The sequence below is a fragment of the Massilia sp. Soil_C_3 genome (genome assembly GCF_057657035.1).
Window position 1 is genome coordinate 359,621 of record NZ_JBDGJG010000006.1, and the last position, 16,641, is coordinate 376,261.

Here is a 16,641-nt window from a genome sequence, read left to right on the forward strand (position 1 = left end):
AACCATGGCTGAAGACGATCAAATCAAGCGCAAGGACGATCCAACCGCGGACATCGACGAGCGCCGCGAAACGCGCGTGCGCGTGCCCGATCGCCGTGCGAGCGGCGGCCAGACCGCGCGCGGGCCGGCGCGCTACCTGCGCGATGGCGACAATGCCGTCGCCCTGGCAGGCCGGGTCATTACCTCACGTTTCCGTTCGCTGCGCGAACGCTTCAACCGCGATTTCATGCAGCGCACGCTGCACATCGGCGTCTCGGCCCGTATCTTTCACCCCGCCACTGGCGCCAAGGGGCTGCTCAGCAAGAACCTGCAGTATCTCGAGGAATCGATCGCCCAGTGGGTGATGTCGCGCGACGTGCTGGTGTTCATGATTCCCACCGTCAATACCAACGGCCTGCTACACCCCAGCAATATCACCCTGCGCCACTATGCGCGCCACCTCGACGGCCTGGTGCTGCAGGGCGGGGCCGACGTGGCGCCGCAAACCTATTCCGAAACCCCGACCAAGCCCGAGTGGAGCGGCGACCGCGCGCGTGACGTCTACGAGCTCGAACTGCTGCACGAATTCGTCGACGCCGGCAAACCGGTGCTGGGCGTGTGCCGCGGTTGCCAGCTGATCAACGTCGCCTTCGGCGGCACCCTGCACCAGGACGTCGCCACCGACATGCCCGAGGCCCTGCCGCACGTGCACGATGTGTATGACGCGCACCGCCACGCCATCGTCTTCCCCAAGGGTTCGTCGCTGGGCCGCATGTTCCCCAAGGTCGAGCGGGCCATGGTGAACTCGATCCACCACCAGGCGGTCAAGGATCTGGGCCGCGACATCCGCATCGAAGCCATGTCCGAGCCCGATGGCATCATCGAGGCGATCCGCTACCAGCGCGCCAACTTCGTCATGGGCTTGCAGTGGCACCCTGAATTCCACCGCGCCGGCGGCGTCGACCTGCTCGATTGCACGCCGGTACTCGATGAATTCCTGCGCGCGGCGCGCGAAACCCGGCTGTAATTTCTCCCAATAATTGCCTCAAAGAATCAGCTTTCGTCCGACCTCAGCCGCCCCACGATTCGCTTGCCGAAAACGCTTGCTTTCGCCGCGTGACGCGTGAATAATGAAATGAGAATCATTCGCATCTCGTTGCAATTCACGTTACATCGTTGCGGACCGCAACCGCTATTCGGCTATTTTGGAGACGCTTGCATGACCATATCCACCCCACACACGACGCCGTCGGAACCGCGCAGCCAGGACGCGTTGCTGGTCGCTTCGCTGTTGCACCTGATGTCGAACTACACGACGCGCGGTGATGGCGAGCAGCCGTGCATCAAGCTGGCGTCGGTGATCGAGCGCCACCTCTGTGCGTTGTCGCGCCTGCCGAATCTCGATCCGGTCCTGCGCGCCACCTGCGAACAGCTGGCCGACCAGTGGGCAGTCGTGGTCGACGCCAAGCTGCCGCCGCCGGCGCCAACCCGCCAGCCCTTGCTGGCCCGCTTCATGAAAGGCGGCTGGGCCAGCAAGGCTGCCCCGCTGGCCGGCTAACGCGCCTGCAGTAGCTGCCGCAGACCATCGTCACGGCCCGGGATGCGTTCCAGCGCCGGATAGCGCAAGCCCCCATCGTAGGCGATCGTGACCGCGCGCTTCTGCCGATCCAGCTCGATGGTGAGCACGATGCCGGCCGGATCGCGGCGCGACACCGCCGCAGCCAGGCGCTCGATGCTGAACGGCTCGCCTCCCACTTCCACCAGCGTGGCGCCCGGCGCCAGCCCGGCCTTGAAGGCGGGGCTGTTCCAGCCGACCGAGCGCACCACACCTTTGCCGTTCACGCCGATCCCGAGGCCGTAGCTGAAGTCGGGAACTCCTTCGCCCTGCAGGGCGCGCTCGACGTAGCGGCTCGGCGTCGGCTTGTAGACCAGCCGGTAGCCGGCGCGTTCCAGGCCGTCGAGCAGGCCGGCGTCACTGTTGCCGTGCACGCGCTGTTCCAGGTAGCCGCGCCAGTCGAAGGGCGCGAGCTTGGATAAGGTGGCGCAGACGTCGTCGAAGGTGTAGTCCTTGCTGGTCTTTCCTTGCACGGCGAAGAACCTGGCGGCGAAGTCGTCCATGCCGAATTTACCCTGGCTGCGTTCGCGCAGGATGCCGTCGATGTCCAGCCACAGCAACACACCTTCGGCGTAGTAATCCTTGCGGCGCTGCCAGTCGGTCCAGCTGACGCCGGCGCCGCCCGGCATCGTGATCGAATCGAGCGCGCTGTCGCCGAGCGCCTTCCAGGCGCGGCCCGGCCGGTTCGCCATCGCGGCCGCGTCCAGGGCCAGCGCGTCGAGCGTGTCCTGGAAACCGCGCAGGCCCGAGCGTGCGCCGATCACCCGCCCCCAGAATTCGGACTGTCCCTCGTACACCCACAGCAGCGTGCTTTGCATGGGCACGTTGGGTGTGGGCGTGCGATGGTCCGCGGGCTGGGCGAACTTGCCATTCCAGGCATGGATGTATTCGTGGGCAAACAGGTCGATTTCCGCGGCCGAGGCATCGCGGTTGGCCAGGAAGTCCGGCGGCAGCGTGACTTCGGCGGAGCGGATGTGTTCCAGGCCGCCCGGTCCCGGCAAGCGGTCCGTCAGCGGCACCAGGTAATCGAAGTGGGGGAAGGGCGCCTTGCCGAATACCCTGGCGGTCTGTTCGACGATGGCGCGCAGCGGCGCGTCCATCGCCCCCGCGCCGGCAAGCTGCGCGGCCTCACCGGCGAAATAGGTCACGCGCACCGGGACCGGCCCGGCGGCCACGGTGCGTTGCTCCACATGGGGCGCGGCCAGCACGGGCGAGTCGAGCAGCAGGTCGAGCGGCGTCGGCGCGAAGGTGATGGTCGAGCCGGCGCGGCGCTGCTCCACCAGCGAGGTCCCCGCCACCAATCCCTCGGGCAGGGTCAGCGAGGCCGCCACCGGGATGCGGCTGGCAAACCATCCGGCCGGATACAGGATCACGTTCTGCCACTGCAGGTTGATCATGTCCGAGGCGATGTGGCTCATGTGGCCGAGCGGCGCCAGGAACTGGAACTCCAGCGCCAGCTCGCGCACGCCGGCCGGTACCTGCACGTGGAAGGCATGCGCGTCGAGGGGATCGCGGCGCCATGCCAGGCGCTGCCCGCCGCCCTGGATCGCCAGGCCGGCCATACGCTGGACCTGGATCGTCGGGCCGTGGCTACCGCCGTCCCACTTCGGATACAGCAGGGTCAGGCGGCCCGCCGACTGCACCGGCACGCGCTGCTTGACGCGGACGATACGCTGCGCGGTGTCGCTGGCATCGACCTCGAGCTGCAAGGTGCCGGAGAAGGCGCGGTCGCGCGGCAGGGGGATGGTCGAGGCGGGCGCACTCCACGGGGCCGCAGTCGACAGAGGACTGGAACACAGCAGGGCGGGAAGCAGAAGCAGGGTGGCGGTCAGTTTAACCATGTGGGCATGAATAATGAAAAACTGCAGGTAAGCAATCTTTCATTATCATGCAATTTGGATACCGAATGTAGGGGAAATTGTCAGCTCGTGCGGCCGCCACGGAAGTGCTGGATCGCCGCATTGACCATGCCCTCGACACTGCCTTCGCGTTCCACATGGCGGCGCAGGATGGTCGCGTCGCTGCCGTCGTGCACCGCCGCCGCCAGGTGTTTCAAGGCGTCCACGCTGCCCAGCGCCTCGGCATGCGGCAGCATGGTGTCGAGCGTCGCCAGGATGTCTTCGCGCATCGGCACATTCTCGTAGGTCTTCGGATGCGTGATGCTGCCGTCCAGGCCGAAGCGGCAGGCCTGGAAGCGGTTGTAGTTGTAGACCAGGTAATCGTCTTCCACCGGTGCTTCTTCTTTCCGCTCCAGCAGGTGCCGGCACAGCGCCTGCAGGTAACCGGCCAGCGCCGCCGCCCGCTCCACCGTGAGCGGCGTATCGCACACGCGCAGCTCGATGGTGCCGTATTCCGGCTTGGGCCTCAGGTCCCAGTAAAAATCCTTCATGCTCTTGATGATGTTGGTGCGTTCCATCTTGGCGAAGTAGACGTCGGTGAACTCCTGCCAGGAGAGCGTGAACGGCGCGCGGCCGCTCATCGGGAAGGCGAACACCGAATTCAGGCGCGCCGATTCGAACAGGCTGTCGTGGCCCTGGACATAGGGCGACGACGCCGACAGGGCGATGAAGTGCGGCAGGTAGCGGTTGAGCGCGTGCAGCAGGTAGAGCGCATCGTCGCCGTTGGCGCAGCCGATGTGCACGTGCTGGCCGAACACCGTGAACTGCTTGGCCAGGTAGCCGTACAGCTGCGACAGGTATTCGTAGCGCGGCTTGGCCGAGATGCGCTGGTCGGACCAGTGCTGGAACGGGTGCGTGCCGCCGCCGGCGATGCCGATATTGAGCACGTCGCTGGCCGCCACCAGGGTGTCGCGGATTTCGGTCAGCTCGGCCAGCAGCGGCGCGTAGGCCGTGTGCACGCTCGAGTTAATCTCGATCATGCTCTCGGTGATCTCCGGCGTGACGTTGCCCGGGAAAGGTTTGCGCTTCAGCAGGTGCATCAGGTCGGGACTGGCCGCGGTCAGGTTGAAATCCGACAGGCTGACCAGTTGCAGCTCCAGCTCGACCCCGAAGGTGAGCGGCTGCGAGGGGGTGAAGGCTTCAAGCGGCATGGGGCGACTCCGGTGCTTCGCGCGCCCAGATCAGCGCACGCTGGATGATGATCGGGCCGAAGACTTCGAGCAGCATCGTCACGGCCGCCATCGCATACAGTTCTTCGACCACTTTCAGGCCCGCATAGCGCGCGTGCTCGAGCAGCAGGATCACGAACACGGCCAGCGGCGCCAGCCCGAGGCCGGTGAGCGCGCCCTTGCGCCAGGTGACGCCCGACAGGTGGGCAAACGCCGTCACGCCCGCCACCTTCGCGAACATGCGCGCCAGCACCACGCTGATGGCGAGCAGGGCGCCGGCGGCGACCAGGCGCCAGTCGAGGGTCGAGGCGGCGTACACGAACAGCAGCACGGTCAGCACTTCGCCCAGGGCGCCGAAGTTGCGCTGGGTCTGGGTAAAGGCCACGCGCCGGTAGCGCACCGTCAGTCCGAAGGCCAGCGCCGCCACCACCGGCGTCAGGCCGGCGCTGTCGCACACGGCCACCAGCAAAATGATGGCTAATGCGAACGCGACGGTGGCGTCCTGCTGCTGATTGCCGATTGCGCGCAGCAGCGCCGGCACGATCACGCCGAAGATGGCCCCGGTCAGGATCGAGCCGGCCAGCATCACCAGGCTTTGCCACAGCGCTTCGCCGACGGCGTCATAGGTGCGGAACAGCCAGATGCCGATGATGGCGTTGAAGGCGAACACCGACAGCACGCAGTTCAGGGCCGACAGGTGCAGCACCCGCTCCGTCATCTGGCCCGAGCTTTTCTGTTCGTTGACGACCCGCACCACGGTGGCGGGCGAGGTGGCCATCGACAGCGCCGCCATCAGGAGGGCCGTCAGGCTGCCGACGCCGAAGGCGCTGGCGACGAAATAGACGAGGATGAAGGTCAGCGCCGCCTCGACCAGGCCGGCCACGCCGATCCAGGGATTGTTGACCAGCCAGCGCAGGTTGATGCGGTTGCCCAGTTCGAACAGGATCAGGCCGAAGGCGACGTTGGCCAGCAGCGAGACCGGCCCCATGTCGGGGGCGGGCAGGGCGCCGATCTGGGTGCTGCCGAGCGCGAAGCCGACCAGGCCATAGAAGCTGATGCGCGGCAGGCCGGTCCAGCGCTGGCCGAATTCGCCGGCCAGCCAGGCCAGTGCAATCGCCAGCGGCCACGCGAGACTAGTCAACAAGGACAGCAGGTCTGGCATTCGTTTTCCCCTCTGTTTTTATGCGTCTTGTAAGTGGTGCGCTTGCCGCCCGACGCTTGGATTCTACAAGCGGACGGCGCACGCACGATTGTCCTGGCTCGCCCGTCCACGCGCCTTGTGTTGAGGCACGGCGAGCGGCGGGCGAGTGGCTAGATCATAGCGATTCCAGCACGGCCGTCCGTGTCCGCACTAACACAGTGCGTAATTACATTGCTGGAAATAAATTGTTGCCTCGAAGACGTCGTACCCGCGAAGGCGGGTACCCAAGCGTGCTTGCACCGTGACTACGTTTGATAAAGCCGGCTGCGCAAAAGACTTGGGTACCCGCCTGCGCGGGTACGACGTGCATGCGCTAACAGGAATGGATGCCGCGCCTACTTACTGAGCAGCCGCATCGCCCGTTCCAGCCCTTCGAGCGTGATCGGAAACATGCGGTTGTTCATGATCTGGCGAATGAGGGCGATCGATTGCCGGTATTGCCACAGATGTTCCGGCTCCGGATTGAGCCAGGCAAACTTGGGAAAGGTCGAGACGAAGCGCGCCAGCCAGGCCGCGCCCGGCTCTTCGTTGTTGTACTCGACCGAGCCGCCCGGCGCCATCACCTCGTAGGGGCTCATGGTGGCGTCGCCCACGAAGATCACCCGCGTATCGGCCGGATATTTGCGCAGCACGTCCCAGGTGTCGAAGCGCTCACTGTGGCGGCGGCGGTTGTTCTTCCACAGGTAGTCGTAGACGCAGTTGTGAAAGTAATAGAACTCCATGTTCTTGAATTCGCTGCTGGCGGCCGAGAACAGTTCTTCGGTGCGCTCGATGTGGTCGTCCATCGAACCGCCCACGTCGAGCAGCATCACCACCTTGATCCGGTTCTTGCGCTCGGGCCGCATGCGGATGTCGAGCCAGCCGGCATTGCTGGCGGTGGCGCGGATGGTGTCGTCCAGCGCCAGCTCGTCCGCCGCGCCTTGCCGCGCGAAGCGGCGCAGGCGGCGCAACGCGACTTTTAAATTACGCGTGCCCAGTTCGCGCTCGTCGTCGTAGTCGCGGAAAGTGCGCTGTTCCCATACCTTGACCGCACTGCGGTTGCGGCCCGTGCCGCCGATACGGATGCCCTCGGGGTTGGTGCCGTCATGGCCGAAGGGCGAGGTGCCGCCGGTGCCGATCCACTTGCTGCCGCCGGCGTGGCGTTCCTTCTGCTCTTTCAATAATTCCTGCAGGCGCTGCTGCAGCTTGTCGTAGCCGAATTTTTCCAGCTGCGCCTTCTGTTCCGGCGTCAGCTCGCGCTCGAAGCGCTTGATCAGCCATTCCAACGGGATCTCGGCCTTTTCGTCGAACACCGCATCGACCCCCTTGAACCACAGGCCGAACACGCGATCGAACTTGTCGAAGTGCGCCTCGTCCTTCACCAGCGTCAGGCGCGCGAGGTAATAGAACTCGTCGAGCGAGGGCAGGATCACCTGGCGCTGCAGGGCCTCGAGCAGGGTCAGGAATTCGCGGATCGAGACCGGGACCTTGGCCTCGCGCAGGGCGCGGAAGAAGTCGATCAGCATGGCCTAGCTCCCGGCGTGATGCGCCAGACGCGCCTCCAGGTGCGCCTTCACGCGCGGCCATTCGCCCTGCAGGATGCTGTACATGACGGTGTCGCGCGCCTGCCCGTTGCGGCGCGCGGCGTGATGCCGCAGCACGCCATCCTTGTGCGCGCCGAGGCGTTCGATGGCCGCTTGCGAGGCGAAGTTCTCGCCATCGGTGCGCAGGCCCACCACCGCGCAGCCGAGCGTGTCGAAGGCGTGCCGCATCAGCATCAGCTTGCAGCTCGTGTTGACGTGGCTGCGCTGCGCGCGCCTGGCATACCAGGTGTAGCCGATCTCGACCCGGTCGACGTCCGGCACGATGTCGTGGTAGCTGGTGCTGCCGATGACAGCGCCGCTGGCCGCCTCGACCACGGCCCAGGCCCGGCGGTTGGCCATGCCGAGGGCGGTATCAATATAGGCGCCGGCGTCGTGCGGCGCCGGCACGCTGGTCACGACCAGGTTCCACAGCTCGCCATCGCTGGCCGCCGCGCGCAAGCCGTCGGCGTGGTGCGGGCCCAAGGGCTCCAGGCGCACGCCGTTCAGCTCCAGGGTGATGGGCGCGACCGTGATCATCGCCGGTTCCTCGCCATGGCCATCAGGCGGTCGAACAGCGCGATGTCCTGTTCGTTCTTGAGCAGGGCGCCGTGCAGCGGCGGGGCCTCGTTCTCGGCGCGCAGCGCGTCGGCCGGCACGTCCTCGGCCAGCAGCAGCTTGAGCCAGTCGAGGAATTCCGAGGTCGACGGCTTCTTCTTGATGCCGGGGACGTCACGCAGTGCATAGAAGCTTTGCAGCGCGGCCGCCAGCAGATCCTGCTTGAGCGTCGGGAAGTGCACGCCCACGATGTCGGCCATCGTCTCGCGGTCCGGGAACTGGATGTAATGGAAGAAGCAGCGGCGCAGGAAGGCGTCGGGCAGTTCCTTTTCGTTGTTGGAGGTGATGATCACCAGCGGGCGGTGTTTGGCCACCACCATCTCGCGCGTCTCGTAGACGTAGAACTCCATGCGGTCGAGTTCGCGCAGCAGGTCGTTCGGGAACTCGATGTCGGCCTTGTCGACTTCGTCGATCAGCAGCACGACTGGCTCGGGCGACGTAAACGCCTGCCACAGCACACCTTTCACGATGTAGTTCTGGATGTCGCGCACGCGCTCGTCGCCCAGCTGCGAATCGCGCAAGCGCGAGACGGCGTCGTATTCGTACAGGCCCTGCTGGGCCTTGGTGGTCGACTTCACGTGCCACTGCAAGAGCGGCATGTTCAGCGCGGCCGCGACCTCCTCGGCCAGCATGGTCTTGCCGGTGCCCGGCTCGCCCTTGATCAGGAGCGGGCGGCCCAGCGTGAGCGCGGCGTTGACGGCCAGTTTCAGGTCGGGAGTGGCGACGTAATTGTCGCTGCCTTCGAAGCGGGGAGAAGCATGCATGGCGGGTGACGGAAGAAAACGAAGAAGGTTGGGCGAGTATATGACAAAAATACCGCCCACCCGCCGCCCGGGCGCGGGACGCCGGTTTGTAGACTGGTGTCAAGTCTTCAGATAGAATCGGCCGGTTGGTAAGCCTTTGCTAAGTTTTTGTGCGGTTGCGATTTTCGACATATAACTAACGAGACGCCCATGAAAAAAACTCTGGTACCACTGGCGCTGGCGCTGTTTGCCGGCGCCGCCGGCAGCGCATCCGCCGCGGAAGTGGTCGGTAATCCCCAGGCGGCCACCGCCAAGATCGAGATGTGCATCGGCTGCCACGCCATCCCCGGCGGCTACAAGACGGCATTCCCCGAGGTCTACCGCGTGCCGATGATCGGCGGCCAGTCGGCCAAGTACATCGAATCCGCACTCAAGGCCTATCGCAAGGGCGATCGCAAGCATCCGTCCATGACCGGCATCGCGCGCTCGATGAGCGACCAGGACATCGCCGACGTGGCGGCCTATTATTCCCAGCAATCGTCGGTCCAAGCGACCGCCAAGCGATGAGGACCGCCATGAAGAACACGATGCTCCTGCTGGTCCTCGGCGCTGTGTCTCTAGGCGCGGCCGCCAACGACGTCAAGCGCGGCGAAGCCCTGGCCCAGAAATACAACTGCGCTTCCTGCCACGGCGCCGACTTCAACAAGGCGATCGATCCAACCTATCCGAAGCTGGCCGGCCAGCACGCCGACTATCTGACGCATGCGCTGCGCGCCTACAAGCGCGGGGCCGGCGCCAATGGCCGCGTCAACCCGATCATGGCCGCCATCGTGCAGCCGCTGTCGAACCAGGACATGTCCGACCTCGGCGCCTATCTGGCCAGCCTGCCGTCGCAGCTGGTGGTCAAGAAGTAGGGCTGTCGTTACGCGGCTGCGCGGCAACTGGTAACATGCGATCCCCTCTGCTGCAGTGCAGCGAGGGGATTGTCATCCTTGCCGCTGGAGCCGCCGTGCCGTCCCTTACCCCCGCTTACCTGAAGATCAACCTGCTGGCCGGCCTGACCGTCGCGCTGGCCCTGGTGCCCGAAGCGATCGCCTTCGCCCTGGTCGCGCACCTGTCCCCGCTCACCGGCCTGTATGCGGCAGTGATCGTCGCCTTCATCACGTCGTGCTTCGGAGGCCGGCCCGGCATGATCTCGGCCGCCGCCGGTTCGCTGGCGGTGGTGATGGTGGCGCTGGTGGTCCAGCATGGCGCGCAATACCTGCTGGCCGCGGTGGTGCTGATGGGCGTGCTGCAACTGCTGTTCGCCGCCGCGCGCCTGGGTAAATTCATCCGCATGGTGCCGCATCCGGTGATGCTCGGCTTCGTCAACGGCCTGGCGCTGGTGATCTTCCTGGCCCAGTTCAATCACTTCAAGGAGCCGGGCCCGGATGGCGCGGTAGAGTGGATGGCCGGCCCCGAACTGGCGGTCATGGCCGGCATCATCGTCGTCACGATGGCGGTGATCTACCTGACCCCGCGCCTGACCAAAGCGGTGCCGTCGACGCTGGTCGGCATCCTGGTGGCCAGCATCGGCTGCGCGCTGCTTGGCATCGAGACCAAGACCGTGGGCGACCTCGGGTCGATCGCCGGCGGCCTGCCGGGTTTCGCGCTGCCCGACGTGCCATGGAACCTGGAGACGCTGCGCATCGTCTTTCCCTATTCGCTGGTGCTGGCCGGCGTCGGCCTGATCGAGTCGCTGCTCACGCTCACCCTGATCGACGAGATCACCGACACCCGCGGCCAGCCGAACCGCGAGTCGCTGGCGCTGGGCGCCGCCAACGTCGCGGCCGGCCTGTTCGGCGGCATGGGCGGCTGCGCGCTGATCGGCCAGAGCATGATCAATGTGAACAGCGGCGCGACCGGGCGCCTGTCGGGCATCGCGGCCGCGCTGTTCCTGCTCGCGTTCATCCTGTTCGGGTCCAGCTGGATCGAGGCGATCCCGCTGGCGGCGCTGGTCGGCGTGATGTTCGTGGTGTGCGAAAAGACCTTCGAGTGGGGCACGTTCCGCCTGGTTGGAAAAGTGCCGCGCGCCGACCTGTTCGTGATCGTGCTGGTGGCGGGCATCACCCTCGTCTACGACCTGGCGCTGGCGGTGATCGCCGGCGTGATCGTGTCGGCGCTGGTGTTCGCCTGGCAGCATGCCAAGCAAGTACGGGCCGCCGTCTCGCACGACGCGCAGGGCTGGAAGGTGTATGCGCTGGAAGGCACGCTGTTCTTCGCCTCGGTGACGCCGTTCCAGGCGCTGTTCACCCCGAAAGACGATCCGCAGGACGTCATCGTCGACTTCCTGCATGCGCGGGTGGTCGACCACTCGGCGATCCAGGCGATCGACGCGCTGGCCGAGCGCTACCGCCTGCTGGGCAAGCGCCTGCACCTGCGCCACCTGAGCCCGGACTGCCGCGAGCTGCTGGACAAGGCGCGCGGCATGGTCGAGGTAAACCTGGTTGAAGACCCGCGCTACCGGGTCGCGGACGACAAGCTGGGGTGAGTCGAAGGAAGGATCACGCGAATGCGCGCCGGCGCACGCATTCGATATAGGCCTCGGTATCCGGCGGCACGCCGTTGCGTTGCGAGGCCCAGATCATCTCGCCGAGGCATTCCATGATCTCGTGGTGGGCGTCGTGCTGGCCGCGCCGGGCCACCAGGGCGTCATGGGCGGCGCGGATGCCGCGCGGCTGGTCGATCGAGATCTGCTCGGCGATCGACAGGTGCATCGACAGATGCAGGAAGGGATTCGCCTTGCCGCCTTCGACCGAATAGTCGGCCGCGATCGCCGCCTCGACGTCCTCGAACTGCTCGTGATATTCGGGATGCTGGACGATCCAGTCGGCCGCGATCGCGTCCATCGGGGTCAGGATCTCGCCATTGCGGTGCTTGCGATAGGCTTCGCAGAAGAAGCGGCGCACGTCGTGCGAGGACGGAGTGAACATGTCGAATGCGGCAGGAAGGGAAGGGAGCCGGCATTGTAGCGCGATGCCGGCCTGCCGTCACAGCGCCATGTCCGTGCCTGTGCCTTGGTACTGTTCGCTCATCGCCTTGCAATCTTTGGGCAGGGCGACGCTGGCCGGCTTGCCCAGTGTTTCCTCGTGCAGCAGGACCAGGTTGGCGGCAAAGCAGGCGCGTGCCGGCGTGTCGGACGCCGCCAGCAGCTTGGCGCCGTCGATCTTGTCCAGGAAGTAATCGACCACCGGGCGTGGCCAATCGCTGCGTTCCTTGAAACGCGCTTCCAGTTCGGCGCGGGCCTGCGGGTCGCCGGCGCGCAATTGGGCCAGATAGAGCCACAGGGCGCCATTGCGGCCTGTGTGCCCCTCGCCCAGGCTTGCACGCAGGAGCGTGGCCGCCTGTTCCGGCTTGCCCTGCACCAGTATCCGTACGCCCAGCGACAGGCTCGCCTCGCGGTGGCCCAGCGCTGCCGCCCGCTCCAGGTAGCCGATCGCGGCCGCCGGATCCTTGAGCGTGCTGCGCTCGGAATTCGCCATGCCCGCCATCGTGTACCAGGCGTCGGCATTGCCGGCTTCGGCCTCCTGGCGCATCCAGGGCCTGACCTCGCGCCGCGAATCGAAGGGCTGGCCGCCGAGGTAGGACACGTACAGCTTGCCCTGGCTCATGGCGAACAGCACGCGGTGCGCGCGCAGGAAGTCGACGCCCAGCAGCACGTCGACGCTCAGCTGGCTGTCGATCACGTCGAACTCGGGATCGTGCACGGTGGCGTCGCCGATCTTGAAGGTATCCGCCCTGGCGATCCAGGCGCCCACCGACTGTTTGCCGACGCCGTGGGCATTGGCCACGCGCTGCGCGCGCGGGCCATCGAGGTCGATGCCGGCGCGATGCGCCGCGCGCCTGGTGATGGTGGTGACCGATGCGCCGCTATCGATCATGGCGGTCAGCCGCGTGCCGTTGATGTGGACGGAAAACTGCGGGTTCGCCGTCAGCTCGTCGTGCTGGCGGAACGGGATCACGCTCGCGTTCTTGTCCCAATAGGCCAGCCAGGTGCTGGCGCAGCGTTGAGGGCGAAAGAAGCGCAGCTCCTTGGTGGCCAGCGAGAATTCGAGGTCGCCCTGCAGCAGAAAGGCGGCGCCGACGATGGCGTCGAACGGCGGCGTGAACGAGGTTTCGCCGACCACCGACAGGTACAGGTCGCGGGCGCGCACCGGCCCGACGACCAACTCCGCCACCCTGGCCTCGTACAGCCGCGACTTGCCGGCCACGCCCTGGACGTAGCGGCCGGTGGGCCGCTGGGTCAGGCCATGGCGATCCACCCCGGTGCGGGTCAGGTAAGTGACCCCGGCGCCGGTATCGGGCAGCATGGTGGCGCGCTTGCCATTGATCTCGCCGGTCATCGTCAGCCCCAGGCCCGAGCCGGCATAGTGCAGCGGCACCTGCGCTACCTGCAGGAACTGGCATGCGGTTTGCGCCGAGGCATGCAAAGGCAGGAGAAAGAGAAGGGGGACGAGAAATGCGCGCAGCGGTGGGACGATGAAAGTCATGCGCCCATTCTACCGGCTGGGGTTGCTTTCAAGGCAATGCTCTGCGCATGAAGTGATGCGCTGGAAGGAAATCTGGCGGAAACGGCGGCGCTGGCCGCCGTTTTCCGTCAATACAATTACTTGTTGGGCGCCAGCACCAGCGATTCCGGTCCTGCCGGACTGGCCCCGCTGGCCGCTGCGACCATATCCTGAGCCGGCTTGGCCCCTTGCGACCTGCCATGCGGCTGGCGCAGGTAGCGCGCGCTGTGGCGCCGCTCACCCTGCTGGCCCCTGGCCGGCCAGGTGACGAAGCGCGACAGTTCCTGCAGGGCGCGCTGGTAGACGTCGCGCTTGAACTCGATCACGACATCCAGCGGCACCCAATAGTCGTGCCAGCGCCAGGCATCGAATTCCGGGTGGTCGGTCAGGCGCAGATTGACTTCGTTGTCGCGCGCAACCATGCGCAACAGGAACCAGATCTGCTTCTGGCCCCGGTAATGGCCGCGGATCTCGCGCTTGATGAAGTGGTCGGGCACCTCGTAGCGCAGCCAGTCGCGGGTTCGCCCCATGATCTTAACGTGCTCCTGGCGCAGGCCGATTTCTTCTTCGAGCTCGCGGTACATTGCCTGTTCTGGCGTCTCTCCGTACTTGATACCCCCTTGCGGGAATTGCCATGAGTGCTCGCGCACCCGCTTGCCCCACCAGACCTCGTTGTTAGCGTTCAGCAGGATGATGCCGACGTTGGGCCGAAACCCTTCACGGTCGAGCATAAGTGCACCTCGATACTTTCTGCCGGCGGATCGTCCCTTATGTTTTTACCTACAAATTCTGTACGCCCGTGGGGTGTCGGCGCCGTTTGTACGGCACATGCTGCTGGTTCCGGACCCTGTTTGTAGAAAGATTGGACGCATCAGCCGGCTAATCCTTTAAAATTAGGTCGATTATAACCCTCTCTTTTTAAAAAGAATTCACTGATATGCGCGCCTCACGATTTTTTATTTCAACTCTTAAAGAAGCGCCTTCCGATGCCGAGATCGTCAGCCACAAGCTGATGATGCGCGCCGGGATGATCAAGCGCCTGGGTTCCGGCATTTATACCTATATGCCGGTCGGGTTGCGCGTCATCCGCAAGGTCGAAGCGATTGTCCGTGAAGAAATGAACCGTGCGGGCGCGATTGAACTCCTGATGCCGCTGGTGCAGCCGGCCGAACTGTGGCAAGAGACGGGCCGCTGGGACAAGATGGGTGACGAGTTGATGCGCGTCAAGGACCGTCACGGCCGCGATTTCGCGATCCAGCCGACCTCCGAAGAAGTGGTCACCGACGTCGTGCGCAGCGAAATCAAGTCGTACCGCCAGTTGCCGGTCAACTTCTACCACATCCAGACCAAGTTCCGCGACGAGCGCCGTCCGCGCTTCGGCCTGATGCGCGGCCGCGAATTCACCATGAAGGACGCCTATTCCTTCGACCGCGACCTGGAAGGCATGCAGAAGTCCTACCAGACCATGTTCGACGCCTATACCCGGATCTTCAACCGCTTCGGCCTGAAGTTCCGCGCGGTGGCGGCCGACAACGGCGCCATCGGCGGCACCGGTTCGCATGAATTCCACGTCATCGCCAGCACCGGCGAAGACGCGCTGGTGTACTGCCCCGACTCGGACTACGCGGCCAATATGGAAGCGGCCGAAGCCGTCGCCACCGGCACCCGCGGCGCAGCGACCCAGGCGCTGGCCAAGACCCCGACCCCAGGCAAGACCAAGTGCGAAAGCGTGGCCGAGCTCTTGAATTTGCCGTTGGCGCAGACCGTCAAGACTATCGCCCTGACCGTCGAGAGCGAAGAAGGCAAGAAGAGCTTCTGGGTGCTGCTGCTGCGCGGCGACCATGAACTCAACGAGATCAAGGTCTCGAAAGTGGCGGGCCTGAAGGACTTCCGCTTCTCGACCGAGGCCGAGATCCTCGAGGTGTTCGGCACCGTGCCGGGCTACCTGGGTCCGATCAATACCAAATTGCCGGTCAACGTCGTGGCCGACCGCACGGTCGCCAACATGGCCGACTTCGTGTGCGGCGCCAACGAGGCCGACTTCCACTACACGGGCGCCAACTGGGGCCGCGATGTGCCAGAACCGCTCGTGGCCGACCTGCGTAATGTGGTCGAGGGCGACGCTTCGCCGGACGGCAAGGGCGTGCTGGCGATCGAGCGCGGCATCGAAGTGGGCCACGTGTTCCAGCTCGGCACCGCTTACTCGGAAGCGATGGGCGCGACCTTCCTCGACGAAGGTGGCCGTCCCGCGCCGCTGCAGATGGGCTGCTACGGCATCGGCGTGACCCGCATCCTGGGCGCGGCGATCGAGCAGAACTTCGACGACAAGGGCATCGTATGGCCTGACTCGATCGCCCCGTTCGAGCTGGTGCTGTGCCCGATGGGCCTGGACCGCAGCGAGATGGTGAAAGAAGCCACCGAACAGCTGTACGCCGAGCTGCAGGCGGCCGGCATCGACGTGATCGTCGACGACCGCGGCCTGCGTCCGGGCGCGATGTTCGCCGACTGGGAACTGATCGGCGTGCCGCACCGCGTCGTGATCGGCGAGCGCGGCCTGAAGGAAGGCAACCTGGAATACCAGGGCCGCCGCGACGAAGCGGCGAGCGCCGTGGCCGTGGCGGACATGGTCGCCTTCATCAAGGGCAAGCTGGGCAAGTGATGCGCCTGCGTCTCGCCTCCTGGACTGGAGGCGCCGTGCTCGCGTGCGCCTTCGGACTGGGTGGGGGCGAGGCGTTCGCCGGCAACCAGAAGGAAGAAGCGCTGTCGGATTCGGTGCGCCTGGCCCTGGCCAACGCCATCGCCGACGCGCGTCCGCCGCGGCCGGCTTTCCGCACCGAGGCGGCGCGGGCGCGCTACCAGGCCTGGCTGGACGCCATGTCGGGCCGGCTCGTCAAGCGCCTGCCCGACGCCCAGACCCGCACCGAATTCCTCGAGACGGTCTGGTACGAATCGACCCGCGCCGGCCTCGATCCGGGGCTGGTGCTGGGCCTGATCCAGGTCGAATCGGCCTATCGCAAGTACGCGATCTCGATCGCCGGCGCGCGCGGCTATATGCAGGTGATGCCGTTCTGGACCAAGGTGATCGGCGACGGCGACCGCCGCCGCCTGTTCCATATGCAGACCAATCTGCGCTACGGCTGCGCGATCCTGCGCATGTATATCGACATGGAGCGCGGCGACCTGTACCTGGCGCTGGGCCGCTACAACGGCAGCCGGGGCAAGCCCAAGTACCCGAACGCGGTGCTGGCGGCGTGGAAGAATTGGGAATTCAAGCACGGTATCTAAACCGGGCATGCTGTACAAAACCCCAAC

General features: G+C 65.6%; 16 protein-coding genes. 7 read left to right on the forward strand and 9 right to left on the reverse strand.

The features are described from left to right. Positions 1 to 4: 4 nt before the first annotated feature. Positions 5 to 1,006, forward strand: coding sequence for a gamma-glutamyl-gamma-aminobutyrate hydrolase family protein (locus AC3A6F_RS14570; protein ID WP_487681878.1), 1,002 nt, complete (start codon positions 5 to 7; stop codon positions 1,004 to 1,006). Between the two features lie 192 nt (positions 1,007 to 1,198). Next, a complete protein-coding gene (locus AC3A6F_RS14575; protein ID WP_487681880.1) occupies positions 1,199 to 1,537 on the forward strand; it encodes a hypothetical protein in 339 nt (112 codons plus the stop codon). Here the strand turns inward: AC3A6F_RS14575 and AC3A6F_RS14580 are convergent. The 6 genes from AC3A6F_RS14580 to AC3A6F_RS14605 all read right to left on the reverse strand — a co-directional run bounded on the left by AC3A6F_RS14580 (position 1,534) and on the right by AC3A6F_RS14605 (position 8,803). Next, positions 1,534 to 3,435: a M61 family metallopeptidase gene (locus tag AC3A6F_RS14580; protein ID WP_487681882.1), complete on the reverse strand. Its 1,902-nt coding sequence runs from the start codon at positions 3,433 to 3,435 to the stop codon at positions 1,534 to 1,536. The two genes, AC3A6F_RS14575 and AC3A6F_RS14580, sit on opposite strands and share 4 nt — an antisense overlap. 80 nt (positions 3,436 to 3,515) lie before the next feature. Next, entirely contained in the window at positions 3,516 to 4,643 is a 1,128-nt protein-coding gene (locus AC3A6F_RS14585; RefSeq protein ID WP_487681884.1) for a YbdK family carboxylate-amine ligase, read from the reverse strand. Further along, positions 4,633 to 5,823: a cation:proton antiporter gene (locus tag AC3A6F_RS14590; protein WP_487681886.1), complete on the reverse strand. Its 1,191-nt coding sequence runs from the start codon at positions 5,821 to 5,823 to the stop codon at positions 4,633 to 4,635. The genes AC3A6F_RS14585 and AC3A6F_RS14590 overlap by 11 nt, the downstream gene beginning before the upstream one ends. A 374-nt stretch (positions 5,824 to 6,197) precedes the next feature. Then, positions 6,198 to 7,367, reverse strand: a complete 1,170-nt coding sequence (locus AC3A6F_RS14595) for a vWA domain-containing protein (protein ID WP_487681888.1) — start codon at positions 7,365 to 7,367, stop codon at positions 6,198 to 6,200. 3 nt (positions 7,368 to 7,370) lie between these two features. Further along, on the reverse strand, positions 7,371 to 7,961 hold the full coding sequence (locus AC3A6F_RS14600) for a GNAT family N-acetyltransferase (protein ID WP_487681890.1): 591 nt from the start codon (positions 7,959 to 7,961) through the stop codon (positions 7,371 to 7,373). Next, positions 7,958 to 8,803, reverse strand: a complete 846-nt coding sequence (locus AC3A6F_RS14605) for an AAA family ATPase (RefSeq protein ID WP_487681892.1) — start codon at positions 8,801 to 8,803, stop codon at positions 7,958 to 7,960. Before AC3A6F_RS14605 ends, AC3A6F_RS14600 begins: the two co-directional genes overlap by 4 nt. A 189-nt stretch (positions 8,804 to 8,992) precedes the next feature. On the opposite strand from AC3A6F_RS14605, the gene AC3A6F_RS14610 reads away from it, so the two are divergent. The 3 genes from AC3A6F_RS14610 (at position 8,993) to AC3A6F_RS14620 (ending at position 11,312) form a co-directional block, all read left to right on the forward strand. Further along, on the forward strand, positions 8,993 to 9,349 hold the full coding sequence (locus tag AC3A6F_RS14610; protein ID WP_487681894.1) for a c-type cytochrome: 357 nt from the start codon (positions 8,993 to 8,995) through the stop codon (positions 9,347 to 9,349). An 8-nt stretch (positions 9,350 to 9,357) separates the two neighbouring features. Beyond that, entirely contained in the window at positions 9,358 to 9,696 is a 339-nt protein-coding gene (locus tag AC3A6F_RS14615) for a c-type cytochrome (RefSeq protein ID WP_487681896.1), read from the forward strand. 95 nt (positions 9,697 to 9,791) lie between these two features. Beyond that, entirely contained in the window at positions 9,792 to 11,312 is a 1,521-nt protein-coding gene (locus tag AC3A6F_RS14620; RefSeq protein ID WP_487681898.1) for a SulP family inorganic anion transporter, read from the forward strand. A 13-nt stretch (positions 11,313 to 11,325) separates the two neighbouring features. Here AC3A6F_RS14620 and AC3A6F_RS14625 read toward each other — a convergent pair whose 3' ends face one another. From AC3A6F_RS14625 to AC3A6F_RS14635, 3 genes are all read right to left on the reverse strand, one after another. Next, complete coding sequence (locus AC3A6F_RS14625) at positions 11,326 to 11,754, reverse strand: DUF1841 family protein (protein ID WP_147933298.1); 429 nt, start codon at positions 11,752 to 11,754, stop codon at positions 11,326 to 11,328. 57 nt (positions 11,755 to 11,811) lie between these two features. Next, positions 11,812 to 13,311 (reverse strand): aspartyl protease family protein, encoded by a 1,500-nt coding sequence (locus AC3A6F_RS14630; RefSeq protein WP_487681900.1) that lies wholly within the window; start codon positions 13,309 to 13,311, stop codon positions 11,812 to 11,814. A gap of 116 nt (positions 13,312 to 13,427) precedes the next feature. Then, positions 13,428 to 14,060, reverse strand: a complete 633-nt coding sequence (locus AC3A6F_RS14635) for an RNA pyrophosphohydrolase (protein WP_487681902.1) — start codon at positions 14,058 to 14,060, stop codon at positions 13,428 to 13,430. A gap of 206 nt (positions 14,061 to 14,266) precedes the next feature. On the opposite strand from AC3A6F_RS14635, the gene AC3A6F_RS14640 reads away from it, so the two are divergent. Both AC3A6F_RS14640 and AC3A6F_RS14645 read left to right on the forward strand, forming a co-directional pair. Beyond that, positions 14,267 to 15,988, forward strand: a complete 1,722-nt coding sequence (locus AC3A6F_RS14640) for a proline--tRNA ligase (RefSeq protein ID WP_487681904.1) — start codon at positions 14,267 to 14,269, stop codon at positions 15,986 to 15,988. Then, entirely contained in the window at positions 15,988 to 16,614 is a 627-nt protein-coding gene (locus AC3A6F_RS14645) for a lytic transglycosylase domain-containing protein (RefSeq protein WP_487681906.1), read from the forward strand. Before AC3A6F_RS14640 ends, AC3A6F_RS14645 begins: the two co-directional genes overlap by 1 nt. Positions 16,615 to 16,641 lie beyond the last annotated feature (27 nt).

What these genes read in the sequence shown, in the direction of transcription:
- AC3A6F_RS14570 (WP_487681878.1), top strand. Translation starts at nt 5, where the DNA reads ATGGCTGAAGACGATCAAATCAAGCGCAAGGACGATCCAACCGCGGAC.
- AC3A6F_RS14575 (WP_487681880.1), top strand. Translation starts at nt 1,199, where the DNA reads ATGACCATATCCACCCCACACACGACGCCGTCGGAACCGCGCAGCCAG.
- AC3A6F_RS14580 (WP_487681882.1), bottom strand. Translation starts at nt 3,435, where the DNA reads ATGGTTAAACTGACCGCCACCCTGCTTCTGCTTCCCGCCCTGCTGTGT.
- AC3A6F_RS14585 (WP_487681884.1), bottom strand. Translation starts at nt 4,643, where the DNA reads ATGCCGCTTGAAGCCTTCACCCCCTCGCAGCCGCTCACCTTCGGGGTC.
- AC3A6F_RS14590 (WP_487681886.1), bottom strand. Translation starts at nt 5,823, where the DNA reads ATGCCAGACCTGCTGTCCTTGTTGACTAGTCTCGCGTGGCCGCTGGCG.
- AC3A6F_RS14595 (WP_487681888.1), bottom strand. Translation starts at nt 7,367, where the DNA reads ATGCTGATCGACTTCTTCCGCGCCCTGCGCGAGGCCAAGGTCCCGGTC.
- AC3A6F_RS14600 (WP_487681890.1), bottom strand. Translation starts at nt 7,961, where the DNA reads ATGATCACGGTCGCGCCCATCACCCTGGAGCTGAACGGCGTGCGCCTG.
- AC3A6F_RS14605 (WP_487681892.1), bottom strand. Translation starts at nt 8,803, where the DNA reads ATGCATGCTTCTCCCCGCTTCGAAGGCAGCGACAATTACGTCGCCACT.
- AC3A6F_RS14610 (WP_487681894.1), top strand. Translation starts at nt 8,993, where the DNA reads ATGAAAAAAACTCTGGTACCACTGGCGCTGGCGCTGTTTGCCGGCGCC.
- AC3A6F_RS14615 (WP_487681896.1), top strand. Translation starts at nt 9,358, where the DNA reads ATGAAGAACACGATGCTCCTGCTGGTCCTCGGCGCTGTGTCTCTAGGC.
- AC3A6F_RS14625 (WP_147933298.1), bottom strand. Translation starts at nt 11,754, where the DNA reads ATGTTCACTCCGTCCTCGCACGACGTGCGCCGCTTCTTCTGCGAAGCC.
- AC3A6F_RS14630 (WP_487681900.1), bottom strand. Translation starts at nt 13,311, where the DNA reads ATGACTTTCATCGTCCCACCGCTGCGCGCATTTCTCGTCCCCCTTCTC.
- AC3A6F_RS14635 (WP_487681902.1), bottom strand. Translation starts at nt 14,060, where the DNA reads ATGCTCGACCGTGAAGGGTTTCGGCCCAACGTCGGCATCATCCTGCTG.
- AC3A6F_RS14640 (WP_487681904.1), top strand. Translation starts at nt 14,267, where the DNA reads ATGCGCGCCTCACGATTTTTTATTTCAACTCTTAAAGAAGCGCCTTCC.
- AC3A6F_RS14645 (WP_487681906.1), top strand. Translation starts at nt 15,988, where the DNA reads ATGCGCCTGCGTCTCGCCTCCTGGACTGGAGGCGCCGTGCTCGCGTGC.